General features: G+C 70.8%; 12 protein-coding genes. 4 read left to right on the top strand and 8 right to left on the bottom strand.

Annotation, left to right across the window (positions count from 1 at the left end):
* Nucleotides 1–77: 77 nt before the first annotated feature.
* The 3 genes from ACZ4SF_RS21990 to ACZ4SF_RS21980 form a co-directional block, all read right to left on the bottom strand.
* Entirely contained in the window at nt 78–941 is an 864-nt protein-coding gene (locus tag ACZ4SF_RS21990; protein ID WP_468386960.1) for a hypothetical protein, read from the bottom strand.
* A 181-nt stretch (nt 942–1,122) separates the two neighbouring features.
* Nucleotides 1,123–2,208 (bottom strand): metallophosphoesterase, encoded by a 1,086-nt coding sequence (locus tag ACZ4SF_RS21985; protein ID WP_468386958.1) that lies wholly within the window; start codon nt 2,206–2,208, stop codon nt 1,123–1,125.
* Nucleotides 2,209–2,625: 417 nt separating this feature from the next.
* Nucleotides 2,626–3,738 carry a LacI family DNA-binding transcriptional regulator gene (locus ACZ4SF_RS21980; RefSeq protein ID WP_468386955.1) on the bottom strand — a complete coding sequence of 371 codons (1,113 nt, stop codon included), beginning with the start codon at nt 3,736–3,738 and terminating at the stop codon, nt 2,626–2,628.
* Between the two features lie 454 nt (nt 3,739–4,192).
* Between ACZ4SF_RS21980 and hisC the strand changes: the two genes are divergently transcribed.
* Nucleotides 4,193–5,272: a histidinol-phosphate transaminase gene (hisC, locus tag ACZ4SF_RS21975; protein WP_468386952.1), complete on the top strand. Its 1,080-nt coding sequence runs from the start codon at nt 4,193–4,195 to the stop codon at nt 5,270–5,272.
* A gap of 13 nt (nt 5,273–5,285) precedes the next feature.
* Here hisC and ACZ4SF_RS21970 read toward each other — a convergent pair whose 3' ends face one another.
* Complete coding sequence (locus tag ACZ4SF_RS21970) at nt 5,286–5,663, bottom strand: cyclophilin-like fold protein (protein ID WP_468386950.1); 378 nt, start codon at nt 5,661–5,663, stop codon at nt 5,286–5,288.
* 207 nt (nt 5,664–5,870) lie between these two features.
* Between ACZ4SF_RS21970 and ACZ4SF_RS21965 the strand changes: the two genes are divergently transcribed.
* Genes ACZ4SF_RS21965 through cydD form a run of 3 tightly spaced genes read left to right on the top strand, consistent with a single transcriptional unit; the run spans nt 5,871 to nt 12,457 of the window.
* Nucleotides 5,871–7,379 carry a cytochrome ubiquinol oxidase subunit I gene (locus ACZ4SF_RS21965; protein ID WP_468386947.1) on the top strand — a complete coding sequence of 503 codons (1,509 nt, stop codon included), beginning with the start codon at nt 5,871–5,873 and terminating at the stop codon, nt 7,377–7,379.
* A gap of 15 nt (nt 7,380–7,394) precedes the next feature.
* Nucleotides 7,395–8,414 (top strand): cytochrome d ubiquinol oxidase subunit II, encoded by a 1,020-nt coding sequence (gene cydB / locus ACZ4SF_RS21960; RefSeq protein ID WP_468386944.1) that lies wholly within the window; start codon nt 7,395–7,397, stop codon nt 8,412–8,414.
* 59 nt (nt 8,415–8,473) lie between these two features.
* On the top strand, nt 8,474–12,457 hold the full coding sequence (gene cydD, locus ACZ4SF_RS21955) for a thiol reductant ABC exporter subunit CydD (RefSeq protein WP_468386942.1): 3,984 nt from the start codon (nt 8,474–8,476) through the stop codon (nt 12,455–12,457).
* An 82-nt stretch (nt 12,458–12,539) separates the two neighbouring features.
* On the opposite strand, the gene ACZ4SF_RS21950 is transcribed toward cydD, so the two are convergent.
* The 4 genes from ACZ4SF_RS21950 to ACZ4SF_RS21935 form a co-directional block, all read right to left on the bottom strand.
* Nucleotides 12,540–13,412: a Cof-type HAD-IIB family hydrolase gene (locus ACZ4SF_RS21950; RefSeq protein ID WP_468386939.1), complete on the bottom strand. Its 873-nt coding sequence runs from the start codon at nt 13,410–13,412 to the stop codon at nt 12,540–12,542.
* A 332-nt stretch (nt 13,413–13,744) separates the two neighbouring features.
* Nucleotides 13,745–14,647: an LLM class flavin-dependent oxidoreductase gene (locus tag ACZ4SF_RS21945; RefSeq protein WP_468386936.1), complete on the bottom strand. Its 903-nt coding sequence runs from the start codon at nt 14,645–14,647 to the stop codon at nt 13,745–13,747.
* Nucleotides 14,648–14,963: 316 nt separating this feature from the next.
* Nucleotides 14,964–15,542 (bottom strand): RNA 2'-phosphotransferase, encoded by a 579-nt coding sequence (locus ACZ4SF_RS21940; RefSeq protein ID WP_468386934.1) that lies wholly within the window; start codon nt 15,540–15,542, stop codon nt 14,964–14,966.
* Nucleotides 15,543–15,665: 123 nt separating this feature from the next.
* Entirely contained in the window at nt 15,666–16,580 is a 915-nt protein-coding gene (locus tag ACZ4SF_RS21935; RefSeq protein WP_468387585.1) for a MerR family transcriptional regulator, read from the bottom strand.
* Between the last annotated feature and the right edge of the window lie 4 nt (nt 16,581–16,584).

The raw sequence follows: 16,584 nt of genomic DNA, 5'->3' as shown, positions 1-16,584 counted from the left end.
GCCGGTCCGTCGTCGGGCGGCTGGTGCGGCGGGCTCACGCCGTGCGTGGGCGCGAGACGGGACTCCTGCGGGCGGCGCTACTCGGGCTGGTGCTCCGGGCCGCCGAAGTCCGGGCTCGTGTAGTCGGGACTGGTGAAGCTCGGACGGCCGGATCCGGTGCCGTCCTCGGGGCTGCTGAAGCCCGGGCGGCCGTAGCCGAGGCGGGGCATGCGGCCGGTCTGGGCGGGCGGTGCCGTGTGGCGCACGGCGGCCTGGCCCGGCTCGGCGAGTGCCTCGCGCAGGAACGGCAGGATGCCGCGCTCCATCAGGGCCTCCCGCCAGGCTTCTCTGGCCCTGGCCAGTTCCTCGTGCGCGGTGTCCCGGGCGCGGGCGTCCGCCGAGGTGCTGTTGCGCAGCGCGGTGAGCAGCAGCCCGACGGCGGCGACGAGGATCGCCACTGCGGTCAGGCCACCGAACGCCCAGCCGGTGGTGAGCATGGTCCGGGCGAAGGTCTGGCCCGGGTCCAGCATCTTCAGGATGTAGCCGACGAGCAGGAACAGGACTGCGGCGGTTCCGGAAAGGAGGGGAGCCAGAACCGCGACGACCGCGACGGCGCCCGCGCCGGTGTTCTCGGCGGCCTCGTCGAGGGGTGTGGTCAGTGCCGTGGGCGGCGAACCGGGCTCCATGGCAGAGGAGGTGTCGATGACCGGCGGGACGTCCAGTGCCGGGTGGCGCAGTTCGTCGCGGATCCTGACGTAGTGCTGGTACTCGGCCGCCGCGGCTTCCGTGATCAGGGCGCTGGCGCTGAGCGCCATGGTGCGCAGCTGTTCGGGGTTGAGCCGCTGTCCGACTGCGGCCAGTTCCGGTCGGTGTGGTGCGGAGCGCAGCGCCTCATCGAGGAGCCGCTCGAATTCCTGGCGGTCCTCGTTCTGCAGGTGCTGCGGAACGCTGTTCATGTGCATCCCCCGGTGCTCCGTAGGGCTTGGGGCTCGCACGCCGGCGAGCCGTCGGGCAGAAACGGAGGGGAGCCTGCTACGGATAAGCCGATGGTAGAGCCGTGACGGCGCACGGTGACAGGGGATTGCCGGAAATTGCGCTCCGGCCTGCGCGTACGCAGCCGGGGAACGCCTGCCCGGATAACGCTCAGCTATCCAGGGGAAGTTGCTGGACCAGCAGCTTTCCGGCCATGGTCACTCCGCCGTCCATGGCGATGGCGAGCCCGCCGGCGTAGACGTGCGGTCCCTCGACGGCCGGGCCGGTGCCCTCTTCGCCCTCCTCGGAACCGACCTCGCCGAGGAGGTACGGAATGGGGCTGTGCCCGTGAACGACCCGGGTGCCGCCGTACGTATCGAGGAGGGAGCGCACGGCGTCGGAGCCGCCCTCGTCGCGGAAGGAGAAGCGCTTGGTGAACTTGCGGAAGAGGTCCCAGACCTCGTCGGCGTCGTTGCGGGTGATGGTCTCGCGGACGGTGTCGTTGACCGCCTCGATCGAGTCGCCGTAGTCGAGGTAGGCGGTGGTGTCGGAGTGGATCAGCAGGTAGCCGTCGACCTCCTCGACGGCGTCCAGGCGGGCCATCCACTGCAGGTGGTGGTCCTGGAGACGGTCCATGTCGGTCTTCTGGCCGCCGTTGAGCAGCCAGGCCGCCTGGAAGGTGGCGGTGCCCGCACCGGAGTTGACGGGGGTGTCGCCGAACCGCTTGGCGCCGAGCAGGAGCAGCTCGTGGTTGCCCATGAGGGCCTTGCAGTAGCCGCCTGCCGCGGCGGCCTCGGCAGACAGCCGCATGACCAGGTCGATGACGCCGATGCCGTCCGGGCCCCGGTCGGTGAAGTCGCCGAGGAACCACAGCCGGGTGGTGCCGGCGCACCACTGGCCGGAGGCGTCGATCAGACCCTGCTCCTGCAGGGCGGCCACCAGTTCGTCCAGGTAGCCGTGGACGTCACCGACGACGTAGAGCGGTCCGGGGCCGGCCGCGGGCTGCGGGGCCGGGGCCGCAGCGGCGGGGGCGGCCTCGACGGGGACCTGGACGGTGTCGCCGCGGTTGATGACGGGCAGGTCGCGCTGGGTGGGGGTGTAGCCCTCGGGGTACGCCTCGTCGGCGGGCGGTACGGCGTCGCCCGGGTGGATGCTGCGAACGTACGGACCGGTCTCGTGGACGTACGCGGGTACCCGGAAGTCGCGCAGCGTTGCCGTCCGCTCCACCTCGGGTCCCTGACCGGCCCCCTGAGTCATCAGACCCCTCCACCATTGCGCCGCATCTGCACCGCTTCGGACTGCCTGGTCGCAGCGGTCCGCGGTGTCGTGGGCCCATCATAGGAATGAGCGTCGCGCCGTGTGATGACCCAGGGGTGGTGAATCGGAACAAGACTCCGGTTCACCGCGGCTTTCGCCCCGTTTGGGCAGGTGTTCGGCCGGCTGGCGGCCGACTGGATCCTTGTTCGACCGACGTCCCGGCCCGTCGGTCACCGACCGGACGACCTGTTCCTGCGTCGCGCCGAACCGTTCCTTCACCGAGCTGACCGCCCCGCACCCACCGGCCGGGCCCTGCGTCGGCCGGTGGGTGCGTGGGGGGCGGGCACACTGCGCCCGCCCCGGCCGGACGCCCCGGGCTCCCCGTCCCCTCGGGCGCCCGCCGTCGTTGCCCCGGAGCTACTTCTCGTCCGGTGTCCGGGGCGGGCTGACCGTCGTGCGCGGCAGGCGTCGCTGCGAGGAGGTACGCACGATCAGCTCGGTCGGTATCACCTGCTCGACCGGCTGATCCGCATCGACGCCCTCGATGGCGTCGATGAGGAGCTGGACGACGGCGGTGCCGATGCGGCGGGGCTTCAGGGAGAGCGTGGTGATGGGCGGCTCGGTGCTGGCGTACACCGTCGACTCGCTGCAGCACACGACCAGCAGGTCGTCGGGTACGCGGAGTCCGTAGCGGCGGGCGGCGGCGAGCAGGTCCGTGCCGTTGGGGTCGAACAGTCCGTACACGGCGTCGGGCCGGTCGGGGCGGGCGAGCAGCCGGTCGGCGGCGACGGCGCCGGCGCACGGGTCGTGTGCCGGGTACGCCTCGTAGACCGGGTCCTGGCCGATCCGCTCGCACCAGTGCAGGTACGCGGAGGTCGACAGGTGGGTGTAGGTGTCGGTCGAGGTGCCCGTGAGCAGGCCGATCCGGCGGGCGCCGGCAGCGGCGAGGTGGTCGAGGATGTCGAGCACCGCGGCTTCGTGGTCGTTGTCGACCCAGGCGGTGACGGGCAGCGCCCCGGCCGGGCGGCCGTCGGAGACGACCGGCAGACCCTGCCGGACCAGTTCGCTGACCACGGGGTCCTCGTCGGAGGGGTCGATGACGATCGTGCCGTCCAGGGCGACGTTGGACCAGACGTCGTGGCGGGAGGTCGCGGGCAGGATGACCAGGGCGTAGCCGCGGGCGAGCGCGGCCGAGGTGGCGGCCCGGGCCATCTCGGCGAAGTAGGCGAACTCGGTGAAGGTGAAAGGTTCATCCCCGTACGTCGTCACTGTCAGGCCGATCAGACCCGACTTGCCGGTACGGAGGGTGCGGGCGGCGGCCGAAGGGCGGTATCCCAGCCGGTCGGCGACCTCGCGGACGTGGCGCCGGGTGGCATCCGGGAGCCGGCCCTTGCCGTTGAGGGCGTCGGAGACGGTCGTGATGGAGACCCCGGCTGCGGCGGCGACATCTCTGATGCCCGCCCGGCCCGGCCGACTTCCTCGACGTGAGGTTTCCGCGCGGCTCACCTGGTGCTTCCCTGCTGCTGTCATGGCGAGCCGATAGTAGGGCTCATGCGGTGGGGTAGTGCGGACGCATATGCACGCGTTGACAGGCACGTTTCTGCATGGTCATTGGCCGTCAACTCCCTTTGAAAGCAAGGCTGTTGACGACTCAAAAGATAGGACGTGTCTTGTCGACGCGTATGGACCTGCCAAGTGCTCGATGTCTCGAAGAGGTCTCAACTCACCTTCACGGGGGATGCGCGCCACGGCGCAAGCCACCGGCGCATAGATATATGTACAGCGCGCCCCCGGAAACGTACGCCTTCGTACAGTGATGCCCCTGATGCCGGTGGGGCGGGACGCGGCCCGGCTGCTCAGGGGACCGGGTCCCGGAGGCCCGCCGTCCCGCACCTGTACGCAGCGGCGCCGAATCCTCATAAGGTGAGGAGTATTGGAAGCCGGCGGTGTCGACGGGCCGCCGGTGGTCGCGAGGAGGACTGCGGTGAGCGAGACGAGCCCCAAGCTGCGCGCCGAGCTGGAGGGGATTCCCACCTACAAGCCGGGCAAGCCCGCCGCGGCCGGCGGACCGGTCGCCTACAAGCTGTCCTCGAACGAGAACCCCTACCCGCCGCTGCCCGGTGTGCTGGAGACCGTGACGGCGGCGGCCGGCAACTTCAACCGCTACCCGGACCTGGCCTGCACCGGGCTGGTCACCGAGCTGGCGGACCGCTTCGGTGTGCCGGTCGCCGATCTGGCCACCGGTACCGGCTCGGTGGGTATCGCGCAGCAGCTGGTCCAAGCCACCAGCGGACCCGGGGACGAGGTCATCTACGCCTGGCGGTCGTTCGAGGCGTACCCGATCGTCACGCAGATCAGTGGCGCTCGGTCGGTGCAGGTGCCGCTCACGCCCGGCGATGTGCACGACCTGGACGCAATGGCGGACGCGATCACCGACCGGACGCGGCTGATTTTCGTCTGCAATCCCAACAATCCGACCGGCACGGTGGTGCGGCGGGCTGAGCTGGAGCGGTTCCTCGACCGGGTGCCCGGCGATGTGCTCGTGGTGCTGGACGAGGCCTACCGGGAGTTCATCCGCGACCCCGAGGTGCCCGACGGTGTCGAGCTGTACCGGGAGCGGCCCAACGTCTGTGTCCTGCGGACCTTCTCCAAGGCGTACGGGCTGGCGGGTCTGCGTGTCGGCTTCGCGATCGCCCACGAGCCGGTGGCGGCCGCGCTGCGCAAGACCGCGGTGCCGTTCGGAGTGAGCCAGCTCGCGCAGGAAGCGGCGATCGCGTCGCTGCGGGCGGAGGACGAGCTGCTGGGCCGCGTCGGCTCGCTGGTGTGCGAGCGCACGCGCGTGGTCGACGCGCTGCGGGCCCAGGGCTGGACGGTGCCGGAGACCCAGGCCAACTTCGTCTGGCTGCGGCTGGGGGAGCGCACGGTTGCGTTCGCACAGGCCTGTGAGGATCACGGTGTGGTGATCCGGCCGTTCCCGGGCGAGGGTGTGCGGGTGACGGTCGGTGAGGCCGAGGCGAACGACATCTTCCTGAAGGTCGCGGAGGCGTACCGCAAGGAGCTGTAGTCCAGCGGCAGCTCTACTCCTCGATCAGCTCCACACGGATGGGATCGCCGTCTCGCACGGTCGCCAGGAGGCCGGCGTCCCCGTCCAGGCTGCCGAGGACGTTGCACGGACTCGCGAGGCGGCACTCTCCGCCTCGCGAGATCGGAGTGGGGCCGTACGGCAGGGCGAGTGCGTCGCCGTCGGTCCAGAAGGCCACCGTGCCCGGTTCCACGACCTGCCGGGCGTCCGTTTCACGTGAAACCGAGACGCCTGTGTCGAAATACACCTCCTCACCCCATGTGCGCGCGGTCGAAGCCAGGGGTAGCGCCTTGGCGAGCGCCTGTGTGGTCGCTGTGCTTGCGTCGAGGGTCGCGGTGGTGTGGCCCGCGGGCCAGGAAATGCGTATCTGCATGGCGCGCAATTCAACAAGATGTTGAAGTCGCTGCCAAGGTCTTGACGTGGCGGCGAAGGGGGACCCCCCTTGGATTGCCGAAAATCAGTACGTCATAATGGCTTGTGAATGTGAACGCGTTCACAAGCGCGTCCCGTTTGCCTCGTATGTCCGGGACAGGCGGGGCAAACCGCCGCTGTACCTCGGCGTAGTAAGGAGAGTGATGACGTGGACCTGGCTTTGGCGCCGGAGACACTGGCGCGCTGGCAGTTCGGCATCACCACCGTCTACCACTTCCTGTTCGTCCCCCTCACGATCTCCCTGGCCGCCCTCACGGCCGGGCTGCAGACGGCCTGGGTGCGCACGGAGAAGGAGAAGTACCTCAGGGCCACGAAGTTCTGGGGCAAGCTCTTCCTGATCAACATCGCGATGGGCGTGGTCACCGGCATCGTGCAGGAGTTCCAGTTCGGTATGAACTGGTCGGACTACTCGCGGTTCGTCGGTGACATCTTCGGTGCTCCGCTCGCCTTCGAGGCGCTGATCGCGTTCTTCTTCGAGTCCACCTTCATCGGGCTGTGGATCTTCGGCTGGGACAAGCTGCCCAAGAAGATCCATCTGGCCTGCATCTGGATGGTCTCCATCGGCACGATCCTGTCGGCGTACTTCATCCTCGCGGCCAACTCCTGGATGCAGCACCCGGTCGGCTACAAGATCGACAAGGTGAAGGGGCGGGCCGAGCTGACCGACTTCTGGGCCGTGCTGACCCAGAACACCGCGCTCAGCCAGGCCTTCCACACCCTGTCCGCAGCCTTCCTCACCGGCGGTGCCTTCATGGTGGGCATCTCCGCCTACCACCTGGCCCGCAAGAGGCACATCCGCGAGATGAAGACCTCGCTGCGGCTCGGCCTGGTCACCGTGGTCATCGCCGGTCTGCTCACCGCGGTCAGCGGCGACACCCTCGGCAAGGTCATGTTCAAGCAGCAGCCGATGAAGATGGCCGCCGCCGAGGCCCTGTGGGACGGCCAGAAGCCGGCACCGTTCTCGATCTTCGCCTACGGCGACGTCGAGAAGGGCCACAACACCGTGGCCATCGAGATACCTGGCCTGTTGTCCTTCCTCGCCGACGACAACTTCACCTCGTACGTCCCCGGCATCAACGACGTCAACAAGGCCGAGCAGGAAAAGTTCGGCCCCGGTGACTACCGGCCCAACATCCCGGTCGCCTTCTGGGGCTTCCGCTGGATGATCGGCTTCGGCATGGCCTCCTTTGCGATCGGGCTGGCCGGACTGTGGCTGACCCGGAAGAAGTTCATGCTGCCGCAGGCGCTGCGGGTCGGCGACGACGAGGTGCCGCACCTGGTGCTGTTCAGGAACAAGGCGCTGAACCCCGAGCTCACGCCCTGGTTCTGGCGGATCGCGACCTGGACCATGGCCTTCCCGCTGATCGCCAACTCCTGGGGCTGGATCTTCACCGAGATGGGCCGCCAGCCGTGGGTCGTCTACGGCGTCCTGCAGACCCGGGACGCGGTCTCCCCCGGTGTCTCCCAGGGCGAGGTCCTCACCTCGATGATCGTCTTCACCACGCTGTACGCCGTCCTCGCCGTGGTCGAGGTGAAGCTGCTCGCGAAGTACGTCAAGGCCGGCCCGCCCGAGCTGACCGAGGCCGACCTCAACCCGCCCACGAAGATCGGCGGCGACACCCGTGACGCCGACAAGCCGATGGCCTTCTCGTACTAGGCCGAGGGGACAGTCATGGAACTTCACGACGTCTGGTTCGTCCTGATCGCCGTCCTGTGGACCGGCTACTTCTTCCTGGAGGGCTTCGACTTCGGGGTCGGCATCCTCACCAAGCTGCTGGCGCGCAACCGTCCCGAGCGCCGGGTACTGATCAACACCATCGGTCCGGTCTGGGACGGCAACGAGGTGTGGCTGCTCACCGCGGGCGGTGCGACCTTCGCGGCCTTCCCGGAGTGGTACGCCACCCTCTTCTCCGGCTTCTACCTGCCCCTGCTGCTCATCCTGGTCTGCCTGATCGTCCGGGGTGTCGCCTTCGAGTACCGCGTCAAGCGGCCCGAGGAGAACTGGCAGCGCAACTGGGAGACGGCGATCTTCTGGTGCTCGCTGCTCCCGGCGTTCCTGTGGGGCGTGGCCTTCGGGAACATCGTGCGGGGCGTGAAGATCGACCAGCACTTCGAGTATGTCGGCAGCGTCGGGGACCTGCTCAACCCCTACGCCCTGCTCGGCGGTCTGGTGACGCTCACACTGTTCACCTTCCACGGGGCGGTGTTCACCGCGCTCAAGACCGTCGGGGACATCCGGGTGCGGGCGCGAAAGCTGGCGAGGTGGGTCGGTGTCGTCGCCGCGGTCGTGGCGCTCGCGTTCCTGTTGTGGACGCAGACCGACAGCGGTGACGGCAAGAGCCTGGTGGCCCTGATCGTGGCGGTGGCCGCTCTGGTGGCCGCCCTGGTCGCCAACCAGGCCGGGCGCGAGGGATGGGCGTTCGCGCTGTCCGGTGTCACCATCGTGGCCGCCGTGGCGATGCTCTTCCTGTCGCTGTTCCCGAACGTCATGCCGTCCACCCTCAACGGGGACTGGAGCCTGACGGTCACCAACGCATCGTCGAGCCCGTACACCCTGAAGATCATGACCTGGCTGGCGGCCATCGCGACTCCCCTCGTGGTGCTCTACCAGGGTTGGACCTACTGGGTGTTCCGCAAGCGGATCGGCACACAGCACATCGCTCCCGACGCTGCGGCCGGCACCGCGCACTGAGTCCGCCGAGGGTGTGTTTCACGTGAAACACACCCTCTGGGCCGAAGGGCATGTTTCACGTGAAACCCATCGATCCTCGCCTTCTGCGGTACGCCCGCGCCACGCGGTTCTTCCTCGTGGCGGTCATCGGTCTGGGCGTCGTCGGTGCCGGGCTGGTCATCGCCCAGGCGATGCTCGTCGCCGAGATCGTCGTCGGGGCGTTTCAGCACGGACAGTCGGCCGCTGGACTTGCCACTCCCCTGCTGCTGTTGGCCGCCGTGGCCGTCGGGCGATCGGTGGTCGCGTGGCTCACCGAACTCGCGGCGCACCGCGCGAGTGCTGCCGTGAAGTCGGAACTGCGGGGGCGGCTCCTCGACCGGGCGGTGGCGCTCGGGCCCGGGTGGCTGAGCGGTCAGCGGACGGGGTCGCTGGTCACCCTGGCCACGCGCGGGGTCGACGCCCTGGACGACTATTTCTCGCGCTACCTCCCGCAGTTGGGGCTTGCCGTGGTCGTGCCGGTGGCGGTGCTGGCGCGGATCGTCAGCGAGGACTGGCTGTCGGCGGTGATCATCGTCGGCACCCTGCCGCTGATTCCGCTCTTCATGATGCTGATCGGCTGGGCGACGCAGTCCCGGATGGACCGTCAGTGGCAGCTGCTGTCCCGCTTGTCCGGGCACTTCCTGGATGTGGTCGCGGGGCTGCCCACGCTGAAGGTGTTCGGCCGGGCCAAGGCGCAGGCCGCGTCGATCCGGCGGATCACCGGGGAGTACCGGCAGGCCACTCTGCGGACCCTGAGGATCGCCTTTCTCTCCTCGTTCGCACTGGAGCTGCTGGCCACGTTGTCCGTCGCGCTGGTCGCCGTGACGATCGGGATGCGGCTCGTCCACGGGGACATGGATCTGTACATCGGGCTGGTCATCCTGGTGCTGGCACCCGAGGCGTACCTGCCGTTGCGGCAGGTCGGGGCGCAGTATCACGCGGCGGCGGAGGGGCTGGCCGCCGCGGAGGAGATCTTCGCCGTGCTGGAGACGCCGGTGCCGGTGTCCGGTGCCGGCGCGGTGCCCTCGGGAGCGGTGACCTTCGACGGGGTCGGCGTCCGCTATCCGGGGCGGTCGGCGGATGCGGTGACCGGTGTGTCCTTCACCGTCGAGCCCGGGGAGACCGTAGCGCTGGTCGGGCCGAGCGGGGTGGGCAAGTCGACGCTGCTGAGTGTGCTGCTGGGGTTCGTGCGGCCGACGGAGGGGCGGGTGCGGGTCGGGGGAGCCGATCTTGCCGGGCTCGATCTGGAGGAGTGGCGGTCCCGGATCGCGTGGGTGCCGCAGCGGCCGCACCTGTTCGCCGGGACCGTTGCGGAGAACGTGCGGTTGGCCCGGCCTGACGCGGATGACGCGGCGGTACGTCATGCTCTGCGGGACGCGGGGGCGTGGGAATTCGTGGAGGCACTGCCCGAGGGTCTCGACACCGTGCTCGGGGAGGACGGGGCCGGATTGTCGGCGGGACAGCGGCAGCGGCTCGCGTTGGCTCGGGCGTTTCTTGCGGACCGGCCTGTGCTGTTGCTGGATGAGCCGACGGCTGCGTTGGACGGGGGGACGGAGGGGGACGTCGTCGCGGCGGTGCGGAGGCTTGCGGTGGGGCGCACGGTGTTGGTCGTGGTGCATCGGCCTGCGTTGTTGGGGGTGGCCGACAGGGTGGTACGGCTGGGAGGTGCGGGGCTGGGAGCTGCCGGGCTGGGAGGTGCCGGGCTGGTGGGGCACCCGGTGTGCAGCGGGCCGACCAGGGGGCTCCGCCCCCTGGACCCCCGACCTCGCCCACCCGCCACCCGACTCGGTGGGCTGGAGGGTGAGCCGAAGTGGGATCGCCTCGGCCGGGTGAAAGGCGAGGCGGAGTGGGATCGGCTCGGTGGGCTGGAAGGTGAGCCGGGGAAGGATCGCCTCGAGGGGCTGGAAGGCGGGGCGGAGTGGGATCGGCTCGGTGGGGTGGAAGATGAGCCGGGGAAGGGTCGCCTCGGTGGGGTGGAAGGCGGGGCGGAGTGGGATCGCCTCGGGGGGCTGGAGGTTGAGCCGGAGTGGGACCGCCTCGGGGGGCTGGAGAGCCGACCGGATGAGGCTGGGCTCGGTTGGCCGGCACGTGAGTCGGTCGGGGCGGGGCTCGGGCGGGCGGAGGGCAAGGAAGGTGAGTCGGTCGGGGCCGAGTTCGGCGGGCCGGAGGGCCTGATCGGTGGGGTGGAAGGTGAGCCGGGAGGGGGGCTGATCGGTGGGAGGGATGGTCCGGGGAAGGGGCGTCTCGGGGGGGTGCTTCGGCGGGTTCGTCGGGGTGGTGGGGCCTGGCGGGGGCGCCTTGGGCTGGGGTGGTTGCTCGGCAGCCTGGCGGTCGGGAGTGCCGTCGGGCTGATGGCGACCTCCGGCTGGCTCATCTCGCGAGCCTCGCAGCAGCCGCCGGTGCTGTATCTGATGGTGGCCGTGACCGCTACCCGGGCCTTCGGGATCGGGCGGGCCGTCTTCCGGTACGCCGAGCGGCTCGTGTCGCACGACGCCGTCCTGCGGATGCTGGCCGACACCCGGGTCGCGGTGTTCCGGCGGCTGGAGCGCCTCGCCCCCGCGGGGCTGCGCAGCACCCGGCGCGGTGATCTGCTCACCCGGCTGGTCGCCGACGTGGACGCGTTCCAGGACTACTGGCTGCGCTGGCTGTTGCCCGCCGGAGTCGCACTCGCCGTCTCCGCCGCCTCCGTCGGCTTCGCGGCCTGGCTGCTGCCCGAGGCCGGGGCGGTCCTGGCGGCGGGACTGCTGGCGGCCGGTGTCGGTGTCCCCCTGCTGACCGCGACCGCGGCCCGGCGGACCGAGCGGCGGCTCGCCCCCGCCCGGGGCGTGCTCGCGACCCGCGTGACCGACCTCCTCACCGGCACCGCCGAACTGACCGTCGCCGGTGCGCTGCCCGCCCGGAGGAACGAGGCCCGGCGGGCCGACGGAACCCTCACCCGGATCGCCGCCCGCGCCGCCGCCGTCACCGGGCTCGGCGACGGGCTGACCGCATTGATCTCCGGGCTGACCGTCACGGCCACCGCGCTCCTCGGGGCCCAGGCGGTGGCGGCCGGACGGCTCGACGGCGTGGCGATGGCCGTGGTCGTCCTCACTCCCCTGGCCGCCTTCGAGGCCGTACTCGGCCTGCCGCTCGCGGTGCGGTACCGGCAGCGGGTGCGGCGTAGCGCGGAGCGCGTGTACGAAGTGCTGGACGCTCCCGAGCCCGTACACGAGCCCGAGCGGCCCCGGCAGGCGCCGGCGTCACCGTTCCCGGTGGTCGTCGAGGGGCTGGCCGCACGGTACGCGGGGCAGCGGCGAGAGGCGCTCGCCGGGCTGGACCTGACGCTGGAGCAGGGACGCCGGGTCGCCGTGGTCGGGGCGTCCGGTTCCGGCAAGACGACCCTCGCCCAGGTGCTGCTGCGGTTCCTCGATCCGGAGGCCGGCTCGTACACGCTCGCCGGCACGGACGCATACGCGCTGGACGGTGACGACGTACGGCGCCTCGTCGGGCTGTGCGCACAGGACGCGCATCTCTTCGACAGTTCGGTGCGCGAGAACCTGCTGCTGGCCAGGAAGGATGCCACCGAAGCGGACCTGCGCGGGGCGCTGGCCCGGGTCCGGCTGCTGGACTGGGCTGACTCGCTGCCCGACGGCCTGGACACGCTGGTCGGCGAGCACGGGGCGCGGCTGTCCGGTGGGCAGCGGCAGCGGCTGGCGCTGGCCCGGGCACTGCTGGCCGACTTCCCGGTCCTGGTGCTCGACGAACCCGCCGAGCACCTGGACCTCCCGACGGCCGACGCGCTGACCGCCGATCTGTTGGCCGCCACGGAGGGCCGCACGACACTGATGATCACCCACCGGCTGGCTGGGCTCGACGCGGTGGACGAGGTGCTCGTGCTCGATGCGGGCCGGGTGGTCCAACGCGGGCCGTACGAGCAGCTGATCACCGAGGACGGGCCGCTGCGGGAGATGGCTCGACGGGAGGCGGAGTCGGAGGCGGAGGCGAAGTCCTTGGTGGGCGTGGGAGCCGTGGTGGGAGCGCGGTGACGAGCACTGGGAGGCGCGGTGACGAGCGCCGGGGGGCGAGCGCCAGGGAAGCGCGGTGACGAGCGCCGGGAGGCGGGGGGGGCTACCGGGGTCGGTTTGCGAGCAGTTGCTCGATCACGACGGCCACGCCGTCGTCGTTGTTGGCGACCGTACGGCCCGACGCGGCGGCGATGACATCCGGGTGGGCGTTGCCCATCGCGTACGACTGTCCGGCCCAGGTCAGCATCTCGACGTCGTTGGGCATGTCCCCGAAGGCCACGACCTCCTCGTGCGAGATGCCGCGCTCGGCGCAGCACAGGGCGAGGGTGCTGGCCTTGGAGACGCCGGGGCCGCTGAGTTCCAGCAGGGCGCTGGGGCTGGAGCGGGTGACATTGGCGTGGTCGCCGACGGCGAGGCGGGCCAGGGTCAGGAAGGCGTCGGGGTCGAGGGAGGGGTGGTAGGCGAGGATCTTGAGAACGGGCTGGTCGGCGTCCGGACCGTCGGGCGCGAGCAGTTCCTCGGCGGGCAGCAGGTTGTCCGGTATCTCCATGTGCAGCTTGGGATAGTCCGGCTCCTGGTGGAAACCGTACGTCTGCTCGACCGCGAACACCGTGCCGGGCGCCGCCTCGCGCAGCAGTCGTACGGCGGCCAGGGCGTTGTCCCGGGCCAGTTCGCGCACCTTCACGAACCGGTGCGCGCCGGGGCCGCCGTGCAGGTCGACCACGGCGGCGCCGTTGCCGCAGATCGCCAGGCCGTGGCCGTGGACGTGGTCGCTGACCACGTCCATCCAGCGGGCCGGCCGGCCGGTGACGAAGAAGACCTCGATGCCGGCCTCCTCGGCGGCGGCCAGCGCGGCGACCGTCCGCGGGGAGACCGACTTGTCGTCGCGCAGCAAAGTGCCGTCGAGGTCGGTGGCGATCAGCCGCGCGGGCAGGGCGGCGGCAGGGGTCCCGGGCTGTCTGGTCGCTGAAGTCACCGGGCCATTCTCGCCCAGAGGCCTGCACGGCCGTGCAGGGGCCGCCCTGGTCGAGAGACAGCCGACGCCGCGCGTGTGAGCCGGCGTGCCTGTGCCGGGGCCTGCCTACTGGAGGACAGCCGATGCCTTGCGTGTGCGAGCCGGTGTGCCTGGGCAGGGAGCCCGCCCGTCGAGACGCAGCTGACGCCTCGGGTGCGTGCCGGTGTGTCCGTGCCAGGGCCTGCCTGCTGGGAGACGCAGCCGACGCCTCGTGTGCGAGCCCATGTGCCCTATGAGGGCCCCCCGCCGGCGCACTCGTCCGTGGTCCGGGACCCCTGCGACCCGGGCGCCGGTCAGGCCAGCTGGGCGAGGGCCTCCATGGCGATCCGCTCGAAGACCTTCTCGTCCGCGGCGAAGAGGGAGTCCGGGACGGGCCAGTGGATCACGATCTCGGTGAAGCCCAGCTCCTGGTGGCGGCCCGCGAAGTCGACGAAGGCATCCAGGGATTCCAGCGGCCGGCCCCGGTCCGGGGTGAAGCCGGTGAGCAGGATCTTGTCCAGTTCGGCCACGTCCCGCCCGGCGGCCTCGCACGCCTCGGCCAGCTTGGCGGCCTGCCCGCGCAGGGCTTCGACCGACTGCTCCGGGGTGCCGGTCTCGTAGAGCTTCGGGTCGCCGGTGGTCACCCACGCCTGCCCGTGCCGCGCGGCGAGCCGCAGGCCGCGGGGGCCGGTGGCCGCGACCGCGAACGGCAGCCGGGGGCGCTGCACACAGCCCGGTATGTTCCGGGCCTCGTGCGCCGAGTAGAAGCGGCCCTCGGACGACACCGTGTCCCCGGTGAGCAGCCGGTCCAGCAGGGGCACGAACTCGGCGAGCCGGTCGGCGCGCTCGCGCGGGGTCCACGGCTCCTGGCCGAGTGCGGTCGCGTCGAAACCGGTGCCGCCGGCGCCGATGCCGAGGGTGATCCGGCCCCCGGAGATGTCGTCCAGGGAGATCAGCTCCTTGGCGAGGGTCACCGGGTGGCGGAAGTTCGGGGAGGTGACCAGTGTGCCGAGACGCAGCCGGTCGGTGGCCGCCGCGGCCGCGGTCAGGGTCGGTATCGCGCCGAACCAGGGGCCGTCACGGAAGCTGCGCCAGGACAGGTGGTCGTAGGTGTACGCCGTGTGGAAGCCGAGCTGTTCCGCCCGGATCCAGGCCGAGCGGCCGCCCTCGCTCCAGCGGCGGTAGGGCAGGATCACGGTGCTCAGACGCAGACTCATGCGTTCGAGAGTAAGGGGCCCGGCCGGCAGCGAAGGAAACGGTCACCGTACGCCGCCGGTCGGCCACGCAGGGGGCATGGCGGCGGGCATCGGTCGCCGGCAGATGCCCTGAGGAGTGGTCGGTGTCGCCGGACACGCGGTGTTGCCGGTCAGGTGCGGGGTCCCGCTGCCCGCATCCGTGCGGTGGGGCCCGGGAAGGCGCAGGTAGGGCGGGGATACGGAGGTTTGCCGGTCAGGCACAGGCCCCCGTTGCCAGCGCCCGTGCGGTGGGGGCCCGGGAAAGCGCAGGTAGCGCGCGGGTACGGAGGTTTGCCGGTCAGGCGCCGGCACCGGTATCCGCTCCTGCTCGGTGGGGGCCGGGAAAGCGCAGGTAGCGCGGGGGGACGGAGGCCGTCAGCCAGACTCCGTTGGCGCTGACCTGGAAGACGTGGCCGTCGCGGTGCATGGCGCCGGAGTCGACGGTGAGGACGACGGGGCGGCCCCGGCGGGCGCCCACGCGGGTGGCGGTCTCCCGGTCGGCGGAGAGGTGGACATCGTGCCGGTTCATGGGCCGCAGGCCCTCCGCGCGGATCGCGTCCAGGTGGCGGGCGACCGTCCCGTGGTAGAGGTACGGCGGTGGGGTCGCCGGGGGCAGGCCGAGGTCGACCTCGATGCTGTGGCCCTGGCTGGCGCGGATTCTGGTGCCCTCGATCACGAAGCGCTGTTTGTCGTTCGTGGCGACCACGTGGTCCAGTTCTTCACGCGTGAACGGGAAGCCGTGGGCCGTGGCCGCGGCGATCAGCGCGTCGATCTCCACCCAGCCGCCCGGGTCCGGTGCGAGCCCGATGCGCTCGGGCTGGTGTCGCAAGTGTCTGGAAAGGTACTTCGACACCTTCACAGTGCGTTGTTCGTCCATGCGTCCAGGGTGTGGGAGAGACGTGGATCACGCAGTCTATTTTTTTGCTCGCAGGTTTGATCCACAGCCAACTGCGTTTATCCACAGGCTGATTGGCGATGTTGTGGACAAGTATCGGATCTCTCACGATGGTTCGTGAACGACGTCGCCGTCAGGGGGAGATGGGATCAGGCCGTCCAACGCGCGTGCGCGCACCTCCCGTTCGGCCGCGAGCGCGATGAACTCGGGGGCGCGCTCCGGCCCAACGAGCCCTTCGACGGCGCCGACCGTGTCCGCCGGCAGGGGCACGGACCGGGTACCGGCGAGCGATGCCGTGGGCTTGTCCGCGCCGAGGCGGCTGCGCAGGTGCCTGGTGGCCGACGCGCGCATGGCGCGGGCCAGTTCCGCGTCCACCGTGTGCTGTGCCAGGGGCCGCAGCCGGCGGACGAGGGAGGCGGCCTCGGCCGCGTGTGCGTCCGTGCGGTGGGCGGGATCGTCCAGGTAGCGGGAGAAGACGTGCTCGGCGGTGAACTCCAGGAAACGAACCGCCATGTGCTCGACCTGAGCCCTCAACTCCCTCAGGTGACCGGCGATCGCGGACAGCGGTACTCCGGCGGCGTGCAACTCGGCTGCCACCGCCAGCTCTTGGGGGCTCGGCACCAGGAACGTGCCGGGATCACCGTCCACCGGCTCCAGCACGCCCAGATCGACCGCCTCGGCCACGGCGTCGTCGTCGGGTGCTCCGCCGAAACGGGCGTCCAGTTCGGTACGGGTGATGCGGGCGGGCTGTTCGTCCGTCCACGGGCCCTCCACCTCGGTGACCAGACCGAGGACTCCGCCCAGGCCGCGGCCGGAGTCCCAGGCGTCCAGGAGTTCCTTGATCGAGGCCAGGGTGTAGCCGCGGTCGAGGAGGTGGGCTATCTGGTGGAGGCGGGTGACGTGGGTGTCCGAGTAGAGGTTGGCGCGGCCTCGGCGTTCGGGGCGGGGGAGGAGGCCGCGTTCCTGGTAGGCACGGATGGTCCTGACCGTGGTGTCGGTGTGGTGCGCGAGGTCTTCGATGCGG

The sequence above is a fragment of the Streptomyces sp. NPDC027663 genome, assembly GCF_055566415.1.
Note: the sequence above shows the minus strand (reverse complement) of the source record. Positions and strands in the feature narration are given on the sequence as shown.